This window comes from Methyloprofundus sp. (assembly GCF_965251085.1).
Classification (GTDB): Bacteria; Pseudomonadota; Gammaproteobacteria; order Methylococcales; family Methylomonadaceae; genus Methyloprofundus.
The window spans coordinates 1,988,181-2,011,380 of record NZ_OZ252594.1 but is presented as its reverse complement, the minus strand read 5'-3'; the positions used below and the strand labels follow the sequence as shown (position 1 = coordinate 2,011,380).

Sequence of the window (23,200 nt, the reverse complement as noted above, 5' to 3'; positions counted from 1 at the left end):
TCAATCGATATTATTACAACCTTTGGTGTCTCTAAAAGTAGTGTTATGCGCTCATTAAGGCAACTACGAGAAAAAGGGGCTGATTCGTTTTTTGAACCTCGCCCGACTCGCAAGGGAGGACCACTCTTTACGCTTGAGGTTTTGCAGCAAGCTCAGGAATATCTGGATCAAGGTATGACGCCTAACGACGCCGCTAAAGAATTAGGCATCCGGGCAGATACCTTTCGCAAGGCGATCAGTGATGGACGTTTAAAAAAAAGCCTGCCGTATCAATAGACCCCAATGATGGCAGTACCAAATCAGCCCGTGATATTATTGATGTCAGTGCAGCCGAGTCACTCGGTACGGCCTGCACTCGAGTAGAAGAGCGAATCCAGGCGGCTTTAGGTGAGCAGGAAAAGGGAGCCTCAATCGAATTCGAATCCTGTTTAGATGTTCCTAAAGGCGGTGTGTTATGTGCATTGCCCGCGTTACTTAGCAATGGCTTATTAAATGACATTGAGCACCACCTTGGCAAACTGACAGGTTATTATCAAACCTTTCATATCCTATTGCTACTCGCCTTTATGGGACTATGTCGCATCAAAAATGCCGAACAACTTCAGACCACCTGATCTCGGCTTTAATATAAACATCCTCGGTTTTCGATTAAATCGCTTTAAAATCAATGAACAGCCAATGGGCATCGGTATAAAGTCAATCAGCTATTCCAAAATTCATCAGATTCTGTAATGATACTTATCTTATAGTATTCGTAGACATTCCTCGTCAACCCTTGCCGGAAAATCCCCATGGTTCAGCGACAATTTCCAATGTTTCCAGTGGGCTCGACCCTTGTAACCCATGATCTTGCCGTTGAAAAGAGAGACGGTAAAATTACTTATTTTTATGCGACTCTGCCCGTTTTTACTCATGATGAGAACGATGATGCATCGTTCCAAATGATTACAGCCCAGTTCTATGCCAATAGCTATGTCAAACAAATGGATATCGTTCGTGCCTTTGGTGTCACGCCGATTAGCGTCAAACGTGCGGTTAAACGCTATCAAGAACAGGGAGTGCAAGGATTTTATGCCCCGAAAAATACAAGGGGAGCCGCTGTTTTGACTGATGAAGTTTTGCAGGCCGCTCAACAATTATTAAGCCAAGGACAAGATCCCTGTGATGTGGCTGATCAATTAAATATAAAACGCGATACCTTCAGCAAAGCGATTCGTGCTGGACGCTTGCATAAAAACAGTAAAAAAAAGAGTCAGCAACGTTAAGCAGTAAAAGTGAACGGAGTGAGCAGGATAATACAGCACCCATGGGGATGGGGGCTCAGAATTCTGAAGCACGGCTGGCGGCCAGCATTGGGAAGCTAGACGAACCTGTCGCACCGGATTTTCAGGCGGTACAAGACGTACCTAAAGGCGGTGTACTCTTTGCACTGCCGGTTTTATTGGTCAGCGGACTATTAAAAACCAGTGAAAACTTTTTCAAACTCCGCAAAGGTTACTATGGACTGGACAGTCTGCTCATCATACTGGCTTTTACTGCACTGGTTCGGCTCAAATCCATTGAATCCTTGCGCTATAGCGCACCCGGCGAATGGGGTAAACTGATCGGACTGGATCGTATTCCCGAAGTTCGTACCCTGCGGCGTAAAATCAAACAGCTCACACAAGACGATGGCTCCCGGCAATGGAGTGAAGCACTGTGTAAAGAATGGATGCAAAGTGCCCCTGAACAGGCGAGCATCCTTTATATTGACGGTCATGTCCGCGTCTACAATGGACAGCAAACAAAACTCCCGCGTCACCACGTTGCCCGTCAAAAACTGTGTTTGCGAGCGACAACCGATTATTGGGTCAATGCGATGGATGGCCAACCTTTTATGGTGATAAATAAGGCTGTTGATCCCGGCATGATCAAAGTCATTGAAAATGATATTCTTCCCCAGCTTGAAAAAGCCTTGCCTGACTTTGTCAGCGCAGAGGAGCTTGCAGCTGACCCCCTACTGCACCGGTTTACACTGGTCTGTGACAGAGAATCTTATAGCCCCCCCTTATTTTAAACGCTTGAAAGCGCAACGGGTTGCCTGTTTAACCTATCATAAACATCCCGGTGAAAACTGGCCAGAAGATGAATTTTACCCTCATCAAGTCACCCTACCATCAGGAGAGCAAGCAGAGCTCAAACTGGCTGAACGAGGTCATTGTTTAAGCAATGGTCTTTGGGTGCGTGAAATACGCAAGCTGACTCAGAAAGGTCACCAAACCAGCATTATCGGAACCGATTACCGTTCGGACATGATTCCGCTCGCAGTCGCCATGTTCGCTAGATGGTCTCAAGAAAACTTCTTCAAATACTGCCGTGAACACTTTGGATTAGATAAGCTTGTAGACTATGGTACAGAACCCGTTTCCGAGTCCACAGAAGTGGTCAACCCAGCCTATCGTCAACTGGATAGCCAAATAAAATCAAGCCAGGGGAAATTAAATCGATTATTGGCCCGGTTTGCTACGTTGACACTGGATGCCCCCATTGAACCTAAAAAAGTCGAACCCTTCCTGCAAAAGAAGGCTGCTTGCCAGGAAGAGATTGAAGCCTTTCAGGAACAGATCAAGACGCTTAAAGAACAGCGCAAACGGGTAGCCCGTCACATTAAAGTGAAAGATTTACCTGAGAAAGATCAATTTGAACAACTCAGCACCCAAAGCAAACATTTCATAGACACTATCAAAATGATTACTTATCGCTCTGAAACGGCCATGGCCAATCTGTTAAGAGAAACGCTCACTCGTCCTGATGAAGTGCGCAGCCTATTGCGTGCAATTTATAGTAGTGAGGCAGATCTGATTACAGACCATGAACAAGGGACATTAACGATACGGTTACATCATTTGGCTAATCGAAGTTATGATGAGGCAATACTAAAACTATGTAATGAGCTCAATACCACAGAAACCCAATTTCCGCGACTAATTTAAGGATGATTTTTAAACTCGGTTCAAAGTAGTTTCCGCGAAATCAGGTGGTCTGAACTTCGCGAGCATGCACCGGGTGAATTCGGAAAACTACTTGGCCTGGATCGGGTTCCCGAAGTGCGCTGTTTAAGAACCAAAGTAAAAGGACTGTCTGATCCAGAATCAGTTGAAAGCTGGGCGGCCGACCTCAGTCGACAATGGATGGAAAATGAACCAGAGGCAGCAGGAACACTCTACATAGATGGTCATGTCCGTGTCTATCATGGACACTTGACTAAACTTCCCAAACGGCATGTTTCACGCGAAAAACTCTGCTTACGGGGTATCACCGACTACTGGGTTAATGATGGTACGGGGCGTCCCTTCTTTGTCGTTGAAAAAACGGTGGATCCGGGCTTACTAAAAACGCTGGAAGAAGATATCGTCCCCCGATTACTCAAAGACATTCCGAATCAACCGAGTGCACAAGCATTACAGCAAAACAAACAAGCCTGTCGTTTTATCCAGGTGTTTGATAGAGAAGGCTATAGCCCCGCATTCTTTAGAAAGATGTGGGACAAACATCGTGTCGCTTGCATGACCTATCATAAATTTCCCACCGAAAATTGGCCACTGGACAATTTTTCCGGTCAGGAGATCACACTACCGAGTGGTGAAAAAGTCATCATGAAACTCGCCGAACGAGGCAGTCTGGTTGGAACCAAAAAACAGGCGATGTGGATGAGAGAAGTGTGCAAGTTGACTGATTCTGGTCACCAAACCAGTATTATTACCACAGCCTATGAACTAGAATTGACGGCTGTTTCTGGGCGAATGTTTAGCCGGTGGTGCCAAGAGAACTTTTTTAGATATATGAAGCACCACTATGGGCTAGATATGCACAGGAGTATGGAATAGAGCCACTATCCGATACCCAAAAGGTGGTCAACCCTGATAGGCGCCAACAGGAAGGACAGCGTAATTCGATACAATCCAAACTCAATTACCGTCTATCTCGATTTGCAGCGATGGAACTTCATCCGGTGATTAAAAAAGATGAAACGGAAGATGTGAAATACAAGAAATGGGAAAGAAAACGAGCAGAATTACTCGAAGAAATAGAGCATTATGAAAATGAACTAAAAACCATCAAGGAAAAACTAAGCCAAACGCCCAAACACATTACCTGGCAAGAGTTGAGAGACGAAGATAAGTTCGAACAGCTTCTGCCAGGGAAAAAGCGGCTGATAGATACTGTCAACATGATCGCTTATCGGGCAGAAACAGCAATGGCCGCTCTGCTAACCTCACCGACAATCGACTTTCCGATGGCAAGGCAACTATTACAAACGCTGTTTGTGACAGAAGCAGATATATTACCCGATAAAGTAAAAAAACAACTTCGGATACGTGTGCATAGTACTTCCCGACCTGCAAGTAATAAAGCAATAGAAAAGTTATTTGAACAACTCAATCAAACGGAACTCAATTATCCAGGAACCGATCTGCGCTTAATTTATGAGCTGACTTCATCCGCAAAAAATTAGGAAATGGTCTCAAATTAGTTTCGTCTGAATCAAGATGTCTGAGTATCGTCATCACGTGGATATTATGAATATTGAGCAAAGCATGAGCCGAAAAGGTACAAACTGGGATAACAGCCCGCCAGAACGGTTTTTTCGCAGCCTTAAACATGAGCAATTGATTTACGAAAAGTTCAGAACAAAAGAGCAAGCCAAATTGAGTATTATTGATTACCAGGTTTTTTATAGCGGCAAGCGAACACGTTCTAAATTAGGTTTTCAATCATCCTGACAATTTGAGCGAGAATTTTATAGGAAAGTGTCTTAAAAAAGTGTCCTATTTTTGAGAGACAGTTTTGAAAAAGAAACCAGACCAAAGCTAGATGTCCAGCTAGAAAAGCTAAAAATACAAGAAAAGAAACATTTTGAACAGCTAGACTTGTTGATGCAAAATAGTGAACAGTTGATTGCAATCAAAGAAAAAAAACAGCAACAATAAACCCAGGCGATCCGTAGCCGATTTGAAGAGTATCGACAATGGATAAAAGAAACCATGAATACCGAAGATCAGCCCTATATACAAATCGTTGCAGTAATGATTCATTAGTATTTTAATCATAAAAAAGGTAAATGGTATACCCTGAAAAGGTGTTGTAGGCTGATCAACGAGGAAAAATGGACATTACACTGAAAAATATTCAAGTGAATTTAGCTTGTGCTGCACTTGGTTAAATTTAAAAATTGTAAGCCACCATAAAAGCCCCTATAATCACCCCTTATTATGTAAATAAAATGAGGCGTTGATAATGAGCATTGATTTTTTACACACTGTTATCGGTAATGATGGCTTAGTTGCATCAGGTGCACTTGCAAAAGAGTTGCATATCACTAAAAGCGACCTTGCTGAAGTGACAGGCTTATCTAGAGATTCAGTCTCTAAAGTAGTCAGGCTCAAAAGCAAGGCAACACAAGCTAGGTTACGAGATACAGTAGAAATTATTAACCATGTCACTGAATGGTCAGGTAGTGTCGGTCGTGCTTTTGCATGGTTTCGCTCCCAACCGTTACATTCTTTTGGCGATAAAACAGCTGAAGATTTAGTTAAAGAAGGACGAGCAAAAGCGGTTAAAGAATATCTTTCCCGTATTGCCGAGGGCGGTTACGCTTGAGTATGCCCACATCTCGGTTTACTGGCATTGTCTATAGAGCGCACCATCCCATGTGGGCGTTTGATCCGCTATCGGGTGAAGGGGCTAAAAAACAGGGTGGGCGTTTTAATTGCCCTGAAAGCCTGGCCTTATATACGTCACTTGATTTAACAACGGCATGGATGGAGGCGCAACAAGGATTTCCTTTCAAAGCACAGCCTATGACTATCATTACCTATGATGTTGATTGTGCAAAGATTGTTGATCTCAATGATTCCAGTACACTCAGTTTACTGGGTTTTATTCCAACTGAATTAGCCTGTGCCTGGGAAGATTTGGCCACACAAAAACAAGAACCACCCACTTGGAAGTTAGTTAAACAATTACAATTATTAGGTGTTTCAGGTATTCAATGTCGAAGCTTTGCGCCAGGATGTACAGAGAAAAACCAAAATTTAGTGTTATGGCAATGGTCAGAGTCACCGCCCAATTTTATTCAGATTATTGATGATTTTAAGCGCCTACCAAAATCAAAAGTTTCTTGGAAAAATGAATAAGTATTAGACATACTGTCACTTAGGAGCGAGGGTTTAATAATGCCCGAAAGTATGGCGCAGGATTTTGGCTTCACAGCCGTGTTAGGAAAACAGGCGCATAGCAGGCTACGTAACTGTTTTTCTAGCGCGGCTGTGGAGTCAAAAGACAAGTCAGACTCGGGTATTATTGAATTCTCGTTCCTTATCACAACAAAATATAACCTAAATCCTGCAAGCCTATATTTTGACGCTCATTAACCATATTATTTTAGGATTATTGGGTTTTTATTGCCGCTTTGCCAGCCCATTTATGTCCATCTGCTCAAAATATCCAGTTTTCAAACATTAATAGAGGATTTTTTTTATCGTATGGATATCCCCCGAGCCCAAGGCAATAAACACCCTGCCAACGTGCCATGACCTTTTAATCAAAGTGACTTAACTTCGGTTAATGTTAAGCGAGTAACCCCACCTTAACCCAATCATCCCATTCCTGTGGATAGAGCGGATCTGCAGGTGTTCTGACTCTCAGCTGATTATTGCCTGTGAGTAATTTTCCAGCCACCCGAATCAGATAAGTACGAAGTGTATCCGGCTCCCATTGGCACAACGTTTTGTTGCCACTCAATTGAGCCATCCAGCGCACGGTATTGTAGGCAAGAACGGCGCAATGAAATAATGCGGCATTAGCCAGAAATTGATTCGTTCTGATTTTACCTAAACCCATTTGTGATTTTGCTTCTTCAATCCATGTTTCGCACGTCGCTCGTTCACCATACTTCTTATGTGTTTGCCAAGGCGATAGAGGTTCAGTTGTTACATAACAAAAATAGTCATATTCTGCCGTATCCCAAAGCTCGGACTGAGGTCCTGTCACTTGTTTAGGTTGCTTTATCCTGACCGCGACAAACTGACGAGAGCGAGACCAGCCACCACAACGATATTGAAACTCGCTCTGCTCCCAACCGGGTCGGCCTTGTATGGCTGTCCAGGCCTGTTTGGCCAGCAATGCGTTCAAATTCTTAAGTTTAACCTTTATTAGATACCCATGCCCTCTGGTATCGAGAAATTCAAGCAAATCACCGACAAAATAACCACTGTCACCGCGAAAAATAATGCGCATCCGATTGGGCAAGTGTGCAAGTAACTGTTTGGTAAATTCTACAACACCATTGCTTGTAAAGGCATTGCCTGTCCGGAACCAGGCTTGTAAAATTTCTTTTGTTTCCGCTAGAAAAGCGAGTTGTGGATGGTATGAACGGGCACCTTTCTTTTTGGGGTTGAAGCCTTTGGCACTTCCTTCTTGTCGACCACAAACGGTGTCCACAGTTGAATCGACATCGACCCACTGGACGGATTGTATGCCAGTTTTCGATTTTCCGGAACGAAGCAATCGCCGCCAGTGTTGACCACGCAAAGTATGCGTGAGCGTTTCAAACTGGCTTATCTGCCTATCACTTACTTCTTTAAAGATCCGTAAAATTGTGGTTTCAACAGGAATCTTTATCCAGCCAGCTACTTTGCGCAGTACGCTATCTGCCCATACGGTCGTCACCTTAGCCATTGATGTTGCTCCCCCCATCATGCCGACCAACGTCAATAGAACCACATCAGATAAGTGATGGTCTGCATTTTCACCCCGCCGATGTGGAACGCTTTGTTTTACGGTTTTTTCAAAACCTATCCTGTCTAAATATTTCACGACGGGAATCAGTCCCGCCTGGCTTGTCAATCCATGTGCTGTAGATGTCATTTTGACCGTTCGGGTACGGTTTCTTACGTGAGATGAGGATTTTGATACTTTAGAGGGCTTCATTAAAACAATGAGATAGTAAAATCAGGAAAATCATATTATATCATTGTTTAATAAGGGGTTTTGTGGCTTATTATGTGTAATTCTTGCAGGATTTAGGTATAAGACTAACAGGGAACCCTATGTCTCTCGACTTGTCAGGCATACAAAACGACAACGAATTGTACAGTCACCACTGCCTAACCGCGATATTTGAAGGCGATTTAAAAGACACGTTTAAACAATGGCAACAGCAAGAAGAAGGCTATCGGGAAGCACTCAAACAGACCCAAGCTAAAGCGGCTGATACGAGTAGCCCTGAACGTGCGCCGTGGATGCGCTTAAGAAGCTTATCTCAAGCTTTTTTTAAACGAGATAACCTTTTAGAAAAGAACACGACATTCACAGCCGAGAACAACTGCAACAGTCTTTTAATGCTCAATGGTTTACACGCACTAAATTACCAACCTCAAACTAGCTTAAAGTCATTAGACCTAGCGGGGGATATTCCTGTTATTGCAGAAGTCACACAAGGATTGCAACCCATAGTCTGGGTTATTCAGGCGATCAACCAAGACAAAGAACAAGACGATCCATTAACCATTAATTTACAGCGCCAGCAATGGCCGGCTGATGCAATACCAGAACCCTCTTTGTTAGCCTTAAGTTTTGAAGATTTAATCAGTAAACATATCTTTGCATTTGATAAACCAACGCGCTGGATAGTATTGATGGGCGAACAACAAATACGACTAATTGACCGTAGCAAATGGAATGAAAAGCGTTTATTAAGATTTAATCTTGATGAAATATTTGGCCGACGAGAAGACAGCAGCCTAAAAGCCACCGCTGCTTTACTTGTTAAAGACCACTTAGCCTCCGAACAAGGCTTATGTTTAATCGACTCACTGGATGAAAATGCCCATAAACACGCCTTTGCCGTTTCTGAAGATTTAAAATACGCCCTGCGTGAAAGTATCGAATTATTGGGCAACGAAGCAGTACGCCATTACAAAGAAGTCAGCAAAGAAGCTATACCCGCAGAAACACTCAACATAGAATGTCTGCGCTATATGTATCGGCTGTTATTCCTGTTTTATATAGAAGCCCGTCCCGAACTTGAATATGTTCCCGTAAAAAATTCCAGTGCCTATCTTAAAGGTTATAGCTTGGAATCATTGCGTGAATTGGAAATGGTACAATTGCACAGCGATGAAGCTCGCAATGGCAGTTATATGAGTGACAGTATTCAACTTCTATTTGATTTGATTTTTAAAGGCTTTCAGCCAGAAGCCACCCATAATATCTTTGCAACGGGTGATGTAGAAGCCTTTGATATCACCCCTTTAAAAAGCCACTTATTTGACCCAGCCAGCACCCAGACGTTAAATCGGGTTAAATTCCGTAACGAAGTGTTGCAGCAAGTGATACAGCTGATGTCACTGACACGTCCAGCCAAAGGTAAAAAACGCAGGGGGCGAATTTCATACGCACAACTGGGTATCAACCAACTCGGAGCAGTGTATGAAGCGCTATTATCCTACAAAGGCTTTTATGCTCCGCATGATTTATACGAAGTAAAAAAAGCTGATAGTAATCCCAATGAACTTGAATCCGCCTACTTTGTCCCCGAACATGAATTAAGTGAATATACCGAACAAGAGCGTGTACTCACTCAACAAGGCGCATTTAAAGTCTACAGCAAAGGCACGTTTATCTATCGCATGAGTGGAAGAGATAGAGAAAAATCAGCCTCTTACTACCCCCCAGAAGTCTTAACCCAGTCTCTAGTTAAATATGCGTTAAAAGAATTATTACAAGACAAAACCGCCGATCAAATCTTACGATTTAAGGTGTTAGAACCTGCAATGGGCTCAGCCGCGTTCTTGAATGAAGCGATTAACCAACTGGTTTCGAAAAACAGGGAAATCTCCTTCCTATGTTAATTATTCGGCTACCTTATTAACCTCTTTAGGTATTTTAGGTATTTTAGGTACATTTATAGGGATTGTTGTTGGTCTACTGGAATTTAATGCAGAAGATATTGATGGCAGTATCGGTTTGTTATTAGCTGGGCTTAAAACGGCCTTTATTACCAGTTTAGTGGGAATGTCAGCTTCTATCATTTTCAAAGTGCTGGGAACATTTAGTTTGTTTAATCAAAGCGTCCGTGACCCCGCGAAGTATAACTCGCAGCAAAGTGCCGATTTGCGAAGTAAACTAATTAATCAGTACCTTCCAGTCCCATTTGATCATCACCATGATGGACATGTACCTGTTCCGCATTTTTAGCTGGGGCGGGGATACTTTGCTGCTCTTGATAAATATGCAGGTCTTGCTGAGGATAAGGTATGGATAAGCCTTCAGCATCGAAACGTATTTTTACATTACGGGTAATATCCCAGTAAACCGTCCAGAAATCAGGGGTTCTAACCCACGGACGACAAATAAAGTTAACCGAAGAATCAGCGAGTTCATGTAGCTGGATTACTGCTTCTGGAGCGTCCAGAGTCAATGGGTGCTCACTAACAATTTCTTTCAAAACCTTAATGGCATGATCAACATCATCGCCATAACCGATACCAAATACCATATCAACACGGCGCTCTTTGCTTGCCGAAGCATTAGTGATGGTATTACCCCATATTTCGTTATTTGGTACGATCATGCGTTTGTTGTCAAAGGTGGTGATCGTAGTAGAAACTAAATTAAGTGAGCTCACCTTACCATTGATTCCAGCCACTTCCACCGCATCGTTCACATCGAAAGGACGATACAGCATAATCATAATTCCGCTAGCAAAATTACTCAGAGTCCCCTGTAAAGCAAAGGCAACCACGAAGCCAGCTGCACCAATAACAGCCATTAAAGGGCCTATATCGACTTCCAGCGCGGCAAGACCAAATATAATGCCGATAATCATGACAATTCGGAAAGTCATTCCCACCAGAAAATCATGTAGCAACATTGATTGCTTACTGCCAAACTTTAGTGCCCTGTGTGTCATTCCACTTAGGATATGGGCTAAAACCCAGGAGACAAAAATAATCAATAAAAAGCTGCCTATATTGAAAGTCCAACGTTGTCCGCCTTCTTTAGAATTGAACCAACCTTTAATACTGGCAAATGAACTCTCTGCATCAGACGTATCCAGTTTAATACCGCCGACAGCATCTGCGTAACGGCGATAAGCAAGAACATCTTCCTTCTCGCGGCCATTTTCTCCCAAACCAATTTTTTGGTTAATTCGCTCCAGAACAATATTAAGCCTATCTATCTCGGCGGTGCGTGTAGCACGTAGCTCTGTAAGTTGCTCCATAGCAGAAACTTTTTCTGCACTAGCTTGGGCATTCTCACCATTACTCTTTTTTTGCGATATTGATTTAATACGCAATTTTGCGTCTGCCACTTTATGTGCCGAAGCTTTAATTAGCTTAAGCCAGCCATCTGCTTCAGTTTTTAGCTCCTTCACAGTTAGAGGAGCCATCATAATATCGAGCGTATCAAGAGAGATTTGTGGTGTTTCACTGGTCAAACGGGCTTGTACCTCCCCCGATTCTTGCGCAAAAGCTGTGTGGGAGTTTATGCTTAACAACAATGAACAAATCAATATGAGGGGTTTAAGAAAAAAATACACTATAAAAACTCCATAGGGTTAGAAATAATAAATAGTTTTTGCAGATAGTACAGTAGGTACTATTGCATAAGTTTAAGAAAGATAATCTAAAAAATTCTTCGCTACCAGTTCGGCAGTGAGAGCTTAATCAAATTTGTAACTACTCAGCGTATCTGATAGTTACAAAATTAGATTGTATATTTCCAGCCAGGCACTAGACAAGCAGGTATTTGATAAAAATACCCTGATGGAACAAGTGTTTTTGTAGGATGGGCAAAGGAGGTACGACGTGCCCATCATGTTTTCGTTGATGGGCACGGATGAAGCCCTTTGCCCATCCTACAGTGTTTATTTTGCTGTAACTACTCAGCTTGTCTGAGTAGTTACTCAATTTTATTATAAAAATTAAGTTTTCTCCATGTATATCGGGACGTGATATTTTTTTAATAGAATGTAGGTTACGTACGTTAATATTAATGCTAAAAACTATAGTAACTACTCAGCGTATTTATTTAACCTGAAAAATCAGTTGAGCGCGAATTTATAGTGCAAGATATTGAATTAATATAACACTTTCAAAAATTTTAGCTTCACCCATAGGTTAAGCGGACATTTTTTGGAAGCTCTGTGGAATCAAGAGCTTGTGCTAGAAACCGTGAGCAACTGATTTTTCTAGGTTTAATGGGGCACAGGCTTTAGCCTGCATGGAAAACAAGATAAAGCCTGCGCTCCAAATCATTGATAAATAGATAATTATTCCTGATTACGTACAACTCTCAGCCATAAGAGAATAAAACATTAAAAACAGTATATTAAAAAACTCGTCATTCCGAAAGTCTACCCAGCCAAGCGTGGGCACAAGCTTTATCGGGAATCTATGCTTAACCTACGAGATGCCTGCTAAAAGCATGCAGGAATGACGGCTACGCACTTAAGGCGGGACACCGTAGGCTGGGTTAGATTTTTTTAACGAAGTAAAAAAACGTAGTGTGACTGGCATGATAGTCAGCTAGTTGGTGAAAGTCCAGCCTTTGCCCTGTGAGAAGGGAAGAAGTAGGCGAAAGCAAGGGTGTCCAAAGAAACTCTCCATAGCTACCCAACAGGGAACCACGGTTATAGAGAGCCAATGCGGAATCTGAAGGAAGCTCTAGCCAAATCAATCACCTAAGCGAAAGTGAACCTTTGTAAGGCGGCAATCAGGGGGTAAGGTGTCTGCAACCACCAAAGCCCGACATTCTCACCGTAACGGGTTGTCGTATTGAAGGTAGGTAGATTGAGAAACGGGTGACTATCTTACCCAGTGAGGAGCCGTCGGATTTGGGTCGGAGTAACTGCGACTCTTTAAGCCCTAGGCGCTGCAGCAATGTAGTCGTTATGGACCGAGGGTTTTCAGATGAAGCCATAGTAATCGTAAAGTTCGGTGCCGATGAATTCATGGTGACATGGATGAGGGCAAAACATCGAATCAGCAACAGGGTGTTAGAGGTGAAGGGCGGAACACGTAAGCGGTCACGGCCGTTGATTATAGACTGGTGGTATGACATCTGCCTGAAAGGAGCAACTCACTATTCACAACGTATACTGTGAACGAATGGATTGTGCGAGATGCATGAAAGACCACTGCAAACGAAAGAGTAAAATGAACCAAAGAGACCTATTTGAAGAGGAACCAAGACTTTTCGAAAACCTATGCTCAACATTGTACTTGACTATAGGATTTGAACAGGTAAAGAAGAACAAAGGCAAGCCTGGAATAGACGGGATAAGCATAGTGGACTTTGAAGCCAGTTTAGACGAAGAGCTAAGCCAGCTGCAACAGGAACTGACAGACTGGACTTACAAACCCTCGCCCGTACGTCGAGTAGAAATACCTAAGCCGCAAGGCCAGGGAGTACGACTACTTGGCATACCGACGGTACGAGATCGAGTGGTACAAGCAACCATGAAACTACTACTAAACCCTATTTTTGAGCGGGATTTTTCACAGCATAGTTACGGCTTTATCTCAGGACGAAGTCAGCACCAAGCCGTGCAAATGGCTCAACATATAATAAAAAGTGGTAAGCCCTATGTGGTAGATATTGATTTATCGAAGTTTTTCGATCGAATCCACCACGACCGGTTAATAGCCCGAATGGGAGAGAAAGTATCGGATAAACGGATACTTCGTCTCGTAGGGATCATGTTGCGAAGCGGTGTCATGATAAAGGGTGTCGTTACCTCAAGCGAAGAAGGGGCGGTACAAGGAAGTCCACTAAGCCCTTTACTGAGCAACATAGTTCTGGATGAACTGGATCAGGAATTGGAAAAACGCGGACTTGAGTTTTGTCGATTCGCAGACGACTGTAACATCTTTGTCAAATCGCAAAAAGCGGCAGATAGAGTCATGGAAAAAGTCAGCCAATTTATCGAAAAGAAGCTAAAACTGAAAGTGAATCGGGATAAAAGCCAAGTGGCCAAATCCGAGAAGGTCAAGTTTTTGGGATTTACCGTGGTAGGCGGGATGATTGCGATTGCGCATAAAGCCCTGCAAGCCGCCATGGATAAAGTCAAAGAACTGACCCCAAGAGGCACTCATCAGACTCTGGAAACAACACTAGACGAGATCAATCAATGGTACGTGGGTTGGTCAAACTACTACAGTTTGACCTATTACCCCGCGCAACTAAAGAAAATTGAAGCGCATATAAGGCGACGATTACGATCAAGGATAGTGGATCAACAAAAGAGGAAAAAGCACCTGTATCGAAAACTGATCAAACGAGGAGTACCGCGAAAACAAGCAGGGAATGCCGTATTCTCAAACAACAAACGGTGGGTGTTATCAAATGCGCGAGCAGTGACGAAAGCCTATCCGAATAGTTGGTTTATAAAAGAGAAAGGGCAGGAAATACGATCTGACCGAAGGGTGAAGCATTGGTTTGAGGTTTCTCAATGGATAAGTCTTGCGTGAGGAGCCGTGTACGGACCCGTACGCACGGTGCTGTGGGCAGACGGAGGCTGCGGCCTCCTCTGACCCGATACCCAGCAAAGCCCCGTATACGTAAAGTGCTGGGTTACGTTATCTGCGCTTCGCTAGATAAGCTAACCCAGCCTACATTGCTTTGTTCCGTTTTAATAATGGTAGCTGGAATGACAGAGTCTAGTTGAGAGTTGTGGGTAATCAAGAACGCTTATGAAATGCGTACTATTTGATAAATATTCATACCTAAATCCTGCAAGCATTATACATAATAATCCACAAAACTCCTTATTAAACAATGATATAATATCATTTTCCTGATTTCACTATCTCATTGTTTTAATGAAGCCCTCTAAAGTATCAAAATCCTCATCTCACGTAAGAAACCGTACCCGAACGGTAAAAATGACATCTACAGCACATGGATTGACAAGCCAGGCGGGACTGATTCCCGTCGTGAAATATTTAGACAGGATAGGTTTTGAAAAAACCGTAAAACAAAGCGTTCCACATCGGCGGGGTGAAAATGCAGACCATCACTTATCTGATGTGGTTCTATTGACGTTGGTTGGCATGATGGGGGGAGCAACATCAATGGCAAAGGTGACGACCGTATGGGCAGATAGCGTACTGCGCAAAGTAGCTGGCTGGATAAAGATTCCTGTTGAAACCACAATTTTACGGATCTTTAAAGAAGTAAGTGATAGGCAGATAAGCCAGTTTGAAACGCTCACGCATACTTTGCGTGGTCAACACTGGCGGCGATTGCTTCGTTCCGGAAAATCGAAAACTGGCATACAATCCGTCCAGTGGGTCGATGTCGATTCAACTGTGGACACCGTTTGTGGTCGACAAGAAGGAAGTGCCAAAGGCTTCAACCCCAAAAAGAAAGGTGCCCGTTCATACCATCCACAACTCGCTTTTCTAGCGGAAACAAAAGAAATTTTACAAGCCTGGTTCCGGACAGGCAATGCCTTTACAAGCAATGGTGTTGTAGAATTTACCAAACAGTTACTTGCACACTTGCCCAATCGGATGCGCATTATTTTTCGCGGTGACAGTGGTTATTTTGTCGGTGATTTGCTTGAATTTCTCGATACCAGAGGGCATGGGTATCTAATAAAGGTTAAACTTAAGAATTTGAACGCATTGCTGGCCAAACAGGCCTGGACAGCCATACAAGGCCGACCCGGTTGGGAGCAGAGCGAGTTTCAATATCGTTGTGGTGGCTGGTCTCGCTCTCGTCAGTTTGTCGCGGTCAGGATAAAGCAACCTAAACAAGTGACAGGACCTCAGTCCGAGCTTTGGGATACGGCAGAATATGACTATTTTTGTTATGTAACAACTGAACCTCTATCGCCTTGGCAAACACATAAGAAGTATGGTGAACGAGCGACGTGCGAAACATGGATTGAAGAAGCAAAATCACAAATGGGTTTAGGTAAAATCAGAACGAATCAATTTCTGGCTAATGCCGCATTATTTCATTGCGCCGTTCTTGCCTACAATACCGTGCGCTGGATGGCTCAATTGAGTGGCAACAAAACGTTGTGCCAATGGGAGCCGGATACACTTCGTACTTATCTGATTCGGGTGGCTGGAAAATTACTCACAGGCAATAATCAGCTGAGAGTCAGAACACCTGCAGGTCCGCTCTATCCACAGGAATGGGATGATTGGGTTAAGGTGGGGTTACTCGCTTAACATTAACCGAAGTTAAGTCACTTTGATTAAAAGGTCATGGCACGTTGGCAGGGTGTTTATTGCCTTGGGCTCGGGGGATATCCATACGATACAAAAAATTTCCTCTATTTATGATTTAAATCTGGATATTTTGATCGGTTGGACAAAGAGGGCTGGCAAAGCGGCAGTAAAAACCTAATAACCACTTAGCTAGACAGGTTAATGAGAGTCAAAATATGGGCTTGCAGGATTTAGGTATTACTAGATGAGCCGACTAACCATCTGGATATGGAGTCGATTGAAGCGCTAAACCTGGCATTAGAAAATTACCCAGGAACGTTAATTTTCGTTAGTCATGATCGGGAGTTTGTATCTAGCCTGGCCACGCGTATCCTGGAGTTAACGCCATCCGGGATCGTTGATTTTCGTGGGACTTATGAAGAGTATTTGGCAAGTCAGGGTTTAGATCAGGATTAACAATATTGCTTCTTTCTCAATAAGCTGTTATTTTCCTTTGCTGTCACTCGCACGACTACAGTGCTACTAATTACTAATTGAGGCAGATGTGGTAGTAACTCCTGAACTAAATGATCGTTCGCAACAATTATTAAAAACCCTGGTAGAGCGCTATATACATGATGGTCAACCCGTTGGCTCGCGCGTTTTATCCAAAGATTCTGATTTAAACCTAAGTCCAGCAACTATTCGCAATGTGATGGCTGACCTAGAAGAGTTGGGTTTGATTCATTCCCCTCATACTTCGGCTGGAAGGGTGCCGACAGTGAGTGGCTATCGTTTTTTTGTCGATACCTTATTATCAGTAAAGCCCTTGCAAGAACAGGAGCTGGGGTTATTACATGAGGGTTTAAGCAATCAGCAAAATGAGGATGTAGTCGGCGCCGCATCTAAATTACTATCTGAAACATCACATATGGCGGGTGTAGTGACTTTGCCGCGTACTAATCTGGTGTGTTTGCGGCATATAGAGTTCTTACCCTTATCCAATGCCCGTGTGCTGGTTATTTTCGTGACTAACGAGCATGAAGTGCATAACCGCATTATTCATACCTCAAAAAAGTTTTCTGCTGCAGAACTCCAACAAGCTGCAAACTACCTGACTTCACTGTATTCCGGGCAAAGCCTCGCTGCAGTTCGTGAAGCAGTTGTAAAAGAATTACAGGAAGATCAGCAACGCGTTAACCAAAGCATGCTGGACGCAGTGAGTATGGCGCAACTGGCGTTTAGTAATGATGATAAAAAGGATGATTATATTCTCTCAGGGCAAACTAATTTAATGGGTTTTTCTGAGCTATCGGATATGGATCGTTTAAAAGGCTTATTTGATGCCTTTAGCCAGAAGCGTGGCATTATTCACTTGCTGGATAAATGTCTGGAAGCCGATGGCGTACAGATTTATATAGGTGAAGAGTCCGGTTATCAGGCGTTTGATCACTGCAGTCTGGTGACTTTGTCTTATTCCGTTAATGATGAAGTTGTCGGCGTGTTAGGTGTAATAGGGCCTACGCGAATGGCTTATGAGAAAATTATCCCGTATGTTGATGTCACAGCAAAATTATTAGGTGCTGCCTTAAATACCAAGTCTTGAATAAACAGCAAGCATCCCCATCATAAAAACATCTTAGGAACGCGCACGAAATAAGTTGAGCATCTAGCGCAGGATTTTTATTCGTATTCAAGGTGTAGAAACCGGCGCATAGTCAGCTATGAAGTGTTTGTACAACGCTGAAGACGGATAAAAAGACAAGTTAGTTGCTTAATTATTTCCGTGCACGTTCCTTAATAAACGGTCACTGAGCGTAGTCGAAGTGACCATATTTTCTGGAGCACAATAAATGAGTAAAGACCAGCCATCCCCGGAGTCTCAATTAGATATCGAACTGGATGAAGATGTTGTTGAACAAGCCGCTGAACTTGATAATGAAGAAGCAGAGGTAGTTGAGGAGCTAGAGGCTGCAGAAGCAGAACTTTCGGTAGAAGAATTGCAAAAGCAATTGGCTAAGGCAGAGAACAAAGCCACTGAAAACTGGGATAAAGTTTTGCGTATTCAGGCTGAAATGGACAATCTAAAGCGACGCACACAAAAAGACCTGGATAGCGCGCATAAATACGGTCTGGAAAAATTTGCCAAAGAATTGCTCGGTGTGATTGATTCACTGGAATTAGGCATACAGGCGGCGACTAGCGATGTGCCGGAAGTTGTCAAACTAAAAGAAGGCAGTGAATTAACCGTTAAACAATTTGAAGCGGTGTTCGCTAAATTTAATATCGAAGCAATTGATCCTGTCGGTCAACCGTTTGCCCCTGAATTTCATCAGGCGATGACTATGGTACCTTCAGCGGATGCTGAACCCAATACGGTAGTGAATGTATTTCAAAAAGGCTATGTATTAAATGGCCGTTTAATTCGCCCAGCAATGGTAGTGGTTGCCCAAGCTAGTGCATAGTTTGCGTCAATTTTAATTTCAGGCTTGAAATTAAAATTAACAACCACATATCAGATTTAACTTTTAAATATATAAACCTTTTTGGAGCATTCAATGGCTAAAATGATTGGAATTGATCTAGGAACGACTAACTCTTGTGTTGCCGTTCTGGAAAATGGTAAAGCACGCGTTATCGAAAATAGCGAAGGCGCACGTACTACACCCTCTATTATTGCATTTACTAAAGACGATGAAGTATTAGTCGGTCAGTCTGCAAAACGTCAGGCAGTAACTAACCCGGAAAATACTTTATTTGCGATTAAACGTCTGATCGGACGTCGCTTTAAGGATGATGTGGTACAAAAAGACATCAAAATGGTGCCTTACAATATTATCGAAGCAGAAAATGGAGATGCCTGGGTAGAGTGCCATGGTAAGAAAATGGCTGCTCCTGAGATTTCTTCACGTGTGTTGATGAAATTGAAAAAAGATGCAGAAGCATTTTTAGGCGAAGAAGTAAAAGAAGCGGTCATTACCGTTCCTGCTTACTTTAATGATTCACAGCGTCAAGCAACAAAAGATGCCGGTCGTGTAGCGGGTCTTGATGTTAAACGTATTATCAATGAACCGACAGCCGCTGCATTAGCTTTTGGTATGGATCAAATGCCAGGCGATTCTACTATTGCTGTATATGACCTCGGTGGTGGTACTTTTGATATTTCGATTATTGAAATTGCAGAAGTTGAAGGCGAGCACCAGTTTGAAGTATTAGCGACTAATGGTGATACTTTCTTGGGTGGTGAAGATTTCGATTTACGTATCATCGATTATCTGGCTGCTGAATTTAAAAAAGACAATGGAATCGATTTACATAATGATCCATTAGCTTTACAGCGATTAAAAGAAGCGGCTGAAAAAGCAAAAATTGAATTGTCTTCTACTGAGCAAACGGATATTAATCTACCGTATGTGACAGCTGATGCTTCTGGACCTAAGCATTTAAATGTTAAATTAACGCGTGCTAAATTAGAGTCTTTAGTTGCTGATTTAATTGAGCGTACTAAAGGCCCATGTGAAATGGCATTAAAAGATTCTGGATTATCTGCTAGCCAGATTGATCATGTCATTATGGTCGGTGGTCAGTCACGTATGCCGAAAGTGCAGGAAATTGTACAGGGAATTTTTGGTAAAGAGCCGCGTAAAGACGTTAACCCTGATGAAGCTGTCGCTTTAGGTGCTGCAATTCAGGCGGGTGTTTTAGGTGGTGATGTTAAAGACGTATTACTATTAGATGTAACTCCTTTGTCTCTGGGTATTGAGACGATGGGTGGTGTGATGACCAAGTTGATCGAGAAAAATACTACGATCCCAACCAATGCATCACAGGTATTTTCTACAGCTGATGATAATCAGGCTGCTGTTACTGTGCATGTATTACAAGGTGAACGTGAAGTTGCGACAGGTAATAAATCATTAGGCCGTTTTGATCTGGCTGACATTCCACCAGCACGTCGTGGTGTACCACAGATTGAAGTGACCTTTGATATAGATGCCAACGGCATTTTGAACGTTTCTGCTAAAGACAAGGCAACTGGCAAAGAACAGTCGATCATCATTAAAGCATCGAGTGGCTTGTCGGATGATGAGGTTGAACGCATGGTTAAAGATGCTGAAGCCCATGCTGAAGAAGATAAAAAAGTAACTGAGCTGGTTTCTGCGCGTAATACAGCTGAAAGCATGATGAATGCAACTGAGACATCAATAAAAGATCTTGGTGAGCAAGTGACTGCCGAAGAAAAAACGGCTATTGAAGCGGCTGTAGAAGAGCTAAAAGAAGTCTTGAAAGGCGATGATAAAGAGGCTATCGAAGCAAAAACAACGGCTTTGACTGAACTCTCTGGCAAGCTGGCTGAGCGTGCTTATGCACAACAAGCAGGTGCTGAAGGTGCTCCTGATATGGAAGGCGCAGCAGGACAAGCTGATGTTGATGACAGTGTTGTTGATGCAGAGTTTGAAGAAGTAAAAGACGACGATAAAAAATAAGTCGTTACAACTACTCCATTTTATTAATGGAAGACGCCTCGTCACGGAATATTCTGTGACGGGGCGTTGTTGTATCAACCTAGAAAAATCAGTTGGGTGCGGAGTTATAGTGCAAGGTATTGAATTAATAGAGCACTTTCAAAAAATTTAGCTTCAACCATAGGTTAAGCTGATATTTTTTGCGGGTGCTGTGGAATCAAGAGCTTGTGCTAGAAACCGTGAGCAACTGATTTTTCTAGGGTTAACTGCAGATGCCTGTGTTCGGATCACTAGGTTGAAAACAGTCTTTGTATGAGTAAAAATAATTTCAAATTTAGCAGGGTGTGGACTGAACAATGGCAAAAGAAGATTTTTATAAGCTACTGGGTGTTGAAAAAAACGCAAGTGAAGCAGAAATAAAGAAAAGCTATCGCAAGATGGCAATGAAGTATCACCCTGATAGAAATAAAGAAAAGCCACAAGCCGCAGAGAAAAAATTCAAGCAGGTAAAAGAGGCTTACGAAATATTATCAGACGCACAGAAGCGCTCTGCTTATGATCAATTTGGTCATGCTGGTGTGGATAATTCCGCGGGTGGTTTTGGTGGTGGCGGTGGAGCTGAGGGCTTCGGTGACATATTTGGAGATGTTTTTGGCGATATTTTTGGTGGTGCCGGTGGAGGTGGTCGTCAACGCAGTAATGTGCAGCGCGGAGCAGATTTACGCTATAACCTGGAGCTTACACTCGAAGAAGCGGTTACCGGAACCGAAGCAAAAATCAGAGTACCTGTATTAACAACCTGTGGCGAATGTAGTGGTTCAGGTGCCAAGAAAGGTTCCAGTCCAGTTACGTGTTCTACCTGTCAGGGACATGGACAAGTCAGAATGCAGCAGGGGTTTTTCTCGGTACAACAGGCCTGTCCTACCTGTCATGGTACTGGACAACAAATTAAAGATCCTTGTCGTAAATGTCAGGGGCAGGGACGTGTACAGGAAAATAAAACCTTATCGGTTAAAGTGCCTAAAGGGGTTGATACCGGAGACCGTATACGCCTGGGTGGAGAAGGAGAAGCAGGTGCACATGGTGGCCCAGCGGGTGATTTATATGTACAGGTACAGGTCAAAGATCATCCTATTTTTACTCGTGATGGTGCCAATTTATATTGTGAAGTGCCGATTAGTTTTCCGGTTGCCTGCCTAGGTGGTGATTTGCAGGTACCTACTCTTAGCGGCAAGGTGAAATTAAAAATTCCTGCCGAAACACAGACAGGAAAATTATTCCGCTTACGTGGTAAAGGTGTTAAACCCGTACGGGGTGGGGCTGTCGGAGATTTGATGTGTCGTGTGCAGATTGAAACGCCAGTACGATTGACTAAAGAACAAAAAGCCTTGGTTGAAAAGTTTCGTGAGACCTTATCTTCTGGGGGGAAACACCATAGCCCGCAAGAACATGGCTGGGTTGATGGTGTAAAAAACTTTTTTGATAAATTAACAGGGTAATCAGCATGATCAGAGTTGCGGTTGTCGGTGCTTCGGGGCGTATGGGCTTGTGTTTGATTAAAGCCGCAGCGCTGGCAGAGAAAACTACGTTAAGTGCTGCTATCGCAAGAGCTGGAAGCGCCTCTTGTGGTAAAGATGCAGGCGACTTGGCAGGTATTGGCACGAATAATATTCGCATCATTGAGGATCTGGCGAATGCGCTGGATGAGTTCGATGTGTTGATTGACTTTACTCGTCCCGAACCCTCGATGCAATATATCGAGATCTGTCGTCAGGCTGGAAAAAATATAGTGATAGGCACGACAGGTTATAGTGCAGAGCAGAAAACTCAAATCGAAGCAGCTGCTAAAGATACGGCTATCGTTATCGCACCCAATATGAGTGTAGGGGTTAATCTGTCATTAAAGCTGCTAGAAATGACAGCAAAAGTGATGGGAGATTATACTGATATCGAAGTCATAGAAGCTCACCACAGGCATAAGGTAGATGCGCCATCGGGCACTGCTTTACGTATGGGTGAGGTAATTGCAGATGCTTTAGGACGTGATCTAAAAGACTGCGCTATATATGGCAGGGAAGGTGATACCGGCGAACGTGCTCGTAAAACAATTGGCTTTTCCACTATTCGTGCGGGTGATATCGTGGGTGAGCATACGGTCATGTTTGCCGATGAAGGCGAACGTTTAGAAATCACCCATAAAGCTACCAGCAGAATGACTTTTGCCAATGGTGCGGTACGTGCTGCAGTTTGGCTAGAGAATCAGCATAATGGCTTATATGATATGCAGGATGTTCTGGGTTTGAAGGATATCTAAATAAGTACATGAGGTGAATTAATTTAACATTTCTGTGGGGTGGGTAGAACGTAGCATCGGTTTTTTAGGTGCGCAGTGACTCGTGAGAGCGCGCAGCGAAACCCATCAATCCCACATAAAATGATGGGTTTCGCAAAAAGACGCTCTACCCATCAGCCGCAAAAACCTTTACACAAATGTTAACATAATTATGCATCAGTACTTACATGTAC

General features: G+C 43.1%; 24 protein-coding genes. 22 read left to right on the top strand and 2 right to left on the bottom strand.

The genetic code is table 11. The features are described from left to right. The first annotated feature begins 45 nt into the window (after positions 1-45). From ACQY3F_RS09250 to ACQY3F_RS09195, 12 genes are all read left to right on the top strand, one after another. Positions 46-276, top strand: a complete 231-nt coding sequence (locus ACQY3F_RS09250) for a hypothetical protein (protein ID WP_428354554.1) — start codon at positions 46-48, stop codon at positions 274-276. Next, positions 273-614 (top strand): putative transposase, encoded by a 342-nt coding sequence (locus ACQY3F_RS09245; protein ID WP_428357646.1) that lies wholly within the window; start codon positions 273-275, stop codon positions 612-614. The genes ACQY3F_RS09250 and ACQY3F_RS09245 overlap by 4 nt, the downstream gene beginning before the upstream one ends. 177 nt (positions 615-791) lie before the next feature. Continuing rightward, complete coding sequence (locus tag ACQY3F_RS09240; protein ID WP_428354553.1) at positions 792-1,265, top strand: hypothetical protein; 474 nt, start codon at positions 792-794, stop codon at positions 1,263-1,265. Between the two features lie 41 nt (positions 1,266-1,306). Continuing rightward, positions 1,307-2,056, top strand: coding sequence for a putative transposase (locus ACQY3F_RS09235; RefSeq protein ID WP_428354551.1), 750 nt, complete (start codon positions 1,307-1,309; stop codon positions 2,054-2,056). Then, on the top strand, positions 2,022-2,972 hold the full coding sequence (locus ACQY3F_RS09230) for a putative transposase (RefSeq protein ID WP_428354549.1): 951 nt from the start codon (positions 2,022-2,024) through the stop codon (positions 2,970-2,972). Before ACQY3F_RS09235 ends, ACQY3F_RS09230 begins: the two co-directional genes overlap by 35 nt. A 39-nt stretch (positions 2,973-3,011) precedes the next feature. After that, the gene (locus ACQY3F_RS09225) at positions 3,012-3,866 is read left to right on the top strand and encodes a putative transposase (RefSeq protein ID WP_428357645.1); all 855 of its coding nucleotides are present in this window, start codon (positions 3,012-3,014) and stop codon (positions 3,864-3,866) included. Between the two features lie 23 nt (positions 3,867-3,889). After that, complete coding sequence (locus tag ACQY3F_RS09220) at positions 3,890-4,495, top strand: putative transposase (RefSeq protein ID WP_428354547.1); 606 nt, start codon at positions 3,890-3,892, stop codon at positions 4,493-4,495. A 34-nt stretch (positions 4,496-4,529) separates the two neighbouring features. Then, positions 4,530-4,763 (top strand): integrase core domain-containing protein, encoded by a 234-nt coding sequence (locus tag ACQY3F_RS09215; protein ID WP_428354545.1) that lies wholly within the window; start codon positions 4,530-4,532, stop codon positions 4,761-4,763. A 51-nt stretch (positions 4,764-4,814) separates the two neighbouring features. Next, positions 4,815-4,970: a hypothetical protein gene (locus ACQY3F_RS09210; protein WP_428354543.1), complete on the top strand. Its 156-nt coding sequence runs from the start codon at positions 4,815-4,817 to the stop codon at positions 4,968-4,970. Positions 4,971-5,277: 307 nt separating this feature from the next. Beyond that, entirely contained in the window at positions 5,278-5,640 is a 363-nt protein-coding gene (locus ACQY3F_RS09205) for an antitoxin Xre/MbcA/ParS toxin-binding domain-containing protein (protein WP_428354541.1), read from the top strand. A 2-nt stretch (positions 5,641-5,642) separates the two neighbouring features. Further along, the gene (locus ACQY3F_RS09200) at positions 5,643-6,176 is read left to right on the top strand and encodes an RES family NAD+ phosphorylase (protein ID WP_428354539.1); all 534 of its coding nucleotides are present in this window, start codon (positions 5,643-5,645) and stop codon (positions 6,174-6,176) included. Between the two features lie 39 nt (positions 6,177-6,215). Next, complete coding sequence (locus ACQY3F_RS09195; protein ID WP_428354537.1) at positions 6,216-6,413, top strand: hypothetical protein; 198 nt, start codon at positions 6,216-6,218, stop codon at positions 6,411-6,413. A 196-nt stretch (positions 6,414-6,609) separates the two neighbouring features. On the opposite strand, the gene ACQY3F_RS09190 is transcribed toward ACQY3F_RS09195, so the two are convergent. After that, the gene (locus ACQY3F_RS09190) at positions 6,610-7,971 is read right to left on the bottom strand and encodes an IS1380 family transposase (protein WP_428352972.1); all 1,362 of its coding nucleotides are present in this window, start codon (positions 7,969-7,971) and stop codon (positions 6,610-6,612) included. A 119-nt stretch (positions 7,972-8,090) separates the two neighbouring features. Between ACQY3F_RS09190 and ACQY3F_RS09185 the strand changes: the two genes are divergently transcribed. Together ACQY3F_RS09185 and ACQY3F_RS09180 are read left to right on the top strand one after the other, a co-directional pair. Beyond that, positions 8,091-9,893 carry a hypothetical protein gene (locus ACQY3F_RS09185; RefSeq protein ID WP_428354535.1) on the top strand — a complete coding sequence of 601 codons (1,803 nt, stop codon included), beginning with the start codon at positions 8,091-8,093 and terminating at the stop codon, positions 9,891-9,893. Then, a complete protein-coding gene (locus tag ACQY3F_RS09180) occupies positions 9,838-10,239 on the top strand; it encodes a MotA/TolQ/ExbB proton channel family protein (RefSeq protein WP_428354533.1) in 402 nt (133 codons plus the stop codon). The genes ACQY3F_RS09185 and ACQY3F_RS09180 overlap by 56 nt, the downstream gene beginning before the upstream one ends. Here ACQY3F_RS09180 and ACQY3F_RS09175 read toward each other — a convergent pair. Next, positions 10,172-11,482 carry a mechanosensitive ion channel family protein gene (locus tag ACQY3F_RS09175; RefSeq protein ID WP_428354531.1) on the bottom strand — a complete coding sequence of 437 codons (1,311 nt, stop codon included), beginning with the start codon at positions 11,480-11,482 and terminating at the stop codon, positions 10,172-10,174. The genes ACQY3F_RS09180 and ACQY3F_RS09175 overlap by 68 nt on opposite strands. A gap of 1,720 nt (positions 11,483-13,202) precedes the next feature. On the opposite strand from ACQY3F_RS09175, the gene ltrA reads away from it, so the two are divergent. From ltrA to dapB, 8 genes are all read left to right on the top strand, one after another. Then, entirely contained in the window at positions 13,203-14,516 is a 1,314-nt protein-coding gene (gene ltrA, locus ACQY3F_RS09170) for a group II intron reverse transcriptase/maturase (RefSeq protein ID WP_428354428.1), read from the top strand. Between the two features lie 351 nt (positions 14,517-14,867). Next, positions 14,868-16,229, top strand: coding sequence for an IS1380 family transposase (locus ACQY3F_RS09165; protein WP_428352976.1), 1,362 nt, complete (start codon positions 14,868-14,870; stop codon positions 16,227-16,229). A 267-nt stretch (positions 16,230-16,496) separates the two neighbouring features. After that, the gene (locus tag ACQY3F_RS09160; RefSeq protein WP_428354529.1) at positions 16,497-16,685 is read left to right on the top strand and encodes a hypothetical protein; all 189 of its coding nucleotides are present in this window, start codon (positions 16,497-16,499) and stop codon (positions 16,683-16,685) included. 88 nt (positions 16,686-16,773) lie between these two features. Further along, positions 16,774-17,814, top strand: a complete 1,041-nt coding sequence (gene hrcA / locus ACQY3F_RS09155; protein WP_428354527.1) for a heat-inducible transcriptional repressor HrcA — start codon at positions 16,774-16,776, stop codon at positions 17,812-17,814. 247 nt (positions 17,815-18,061) lie between these two features. After that, a complete protein-coding gene (gene grpE / locus ACQY3F_RS09150) occupies positions 18,062-18,673 on the top strand; it encodes a nucleotide exchange factor GrpE (protein ID WP_428354525.1) in 612 nt (203 codons plus the stop codon). Positions 18,674-18,766: 93 nt separating this feature from the next. Beyond that, complete coding sequence (dnaK, locus tag ACQY3F_RS09145) at positions 18,767-20,695, top strand: molecular chaperone DnaK (protein WP_428354523.1); 1,929 nt, start codon at positions 18,767-18,769, stop codon at positions 20,693-20,695. Between the two features lie 335 nt (positions 20,696-21,030). Beyond that, entirely contained in the window at positions 21,031-22,173 is a 1,143-nt protein-coding gene (dnaJ, locus tag ACQY3F_RS09140) for a molecular chaperone DnaJ (RefSeq protein WP_428354521.1), read from the top strand. Positions 22,174-22,178: 5 nt separating this feature from the next. Beyond that, a complete protein-coding gene (gene dapB / locus ACQY3F_RS09135) occupies positions 22,179-22,988 on the top strand; it encodes a 4-hydroxy-tetrahydrodipicolinate reductase (protein WP_428354519.1) in 810 nt (269 codons plus the stop codon). The last annotated feature ends 212 nt before the right edge of the window (positions 22,989-23,200 follow it).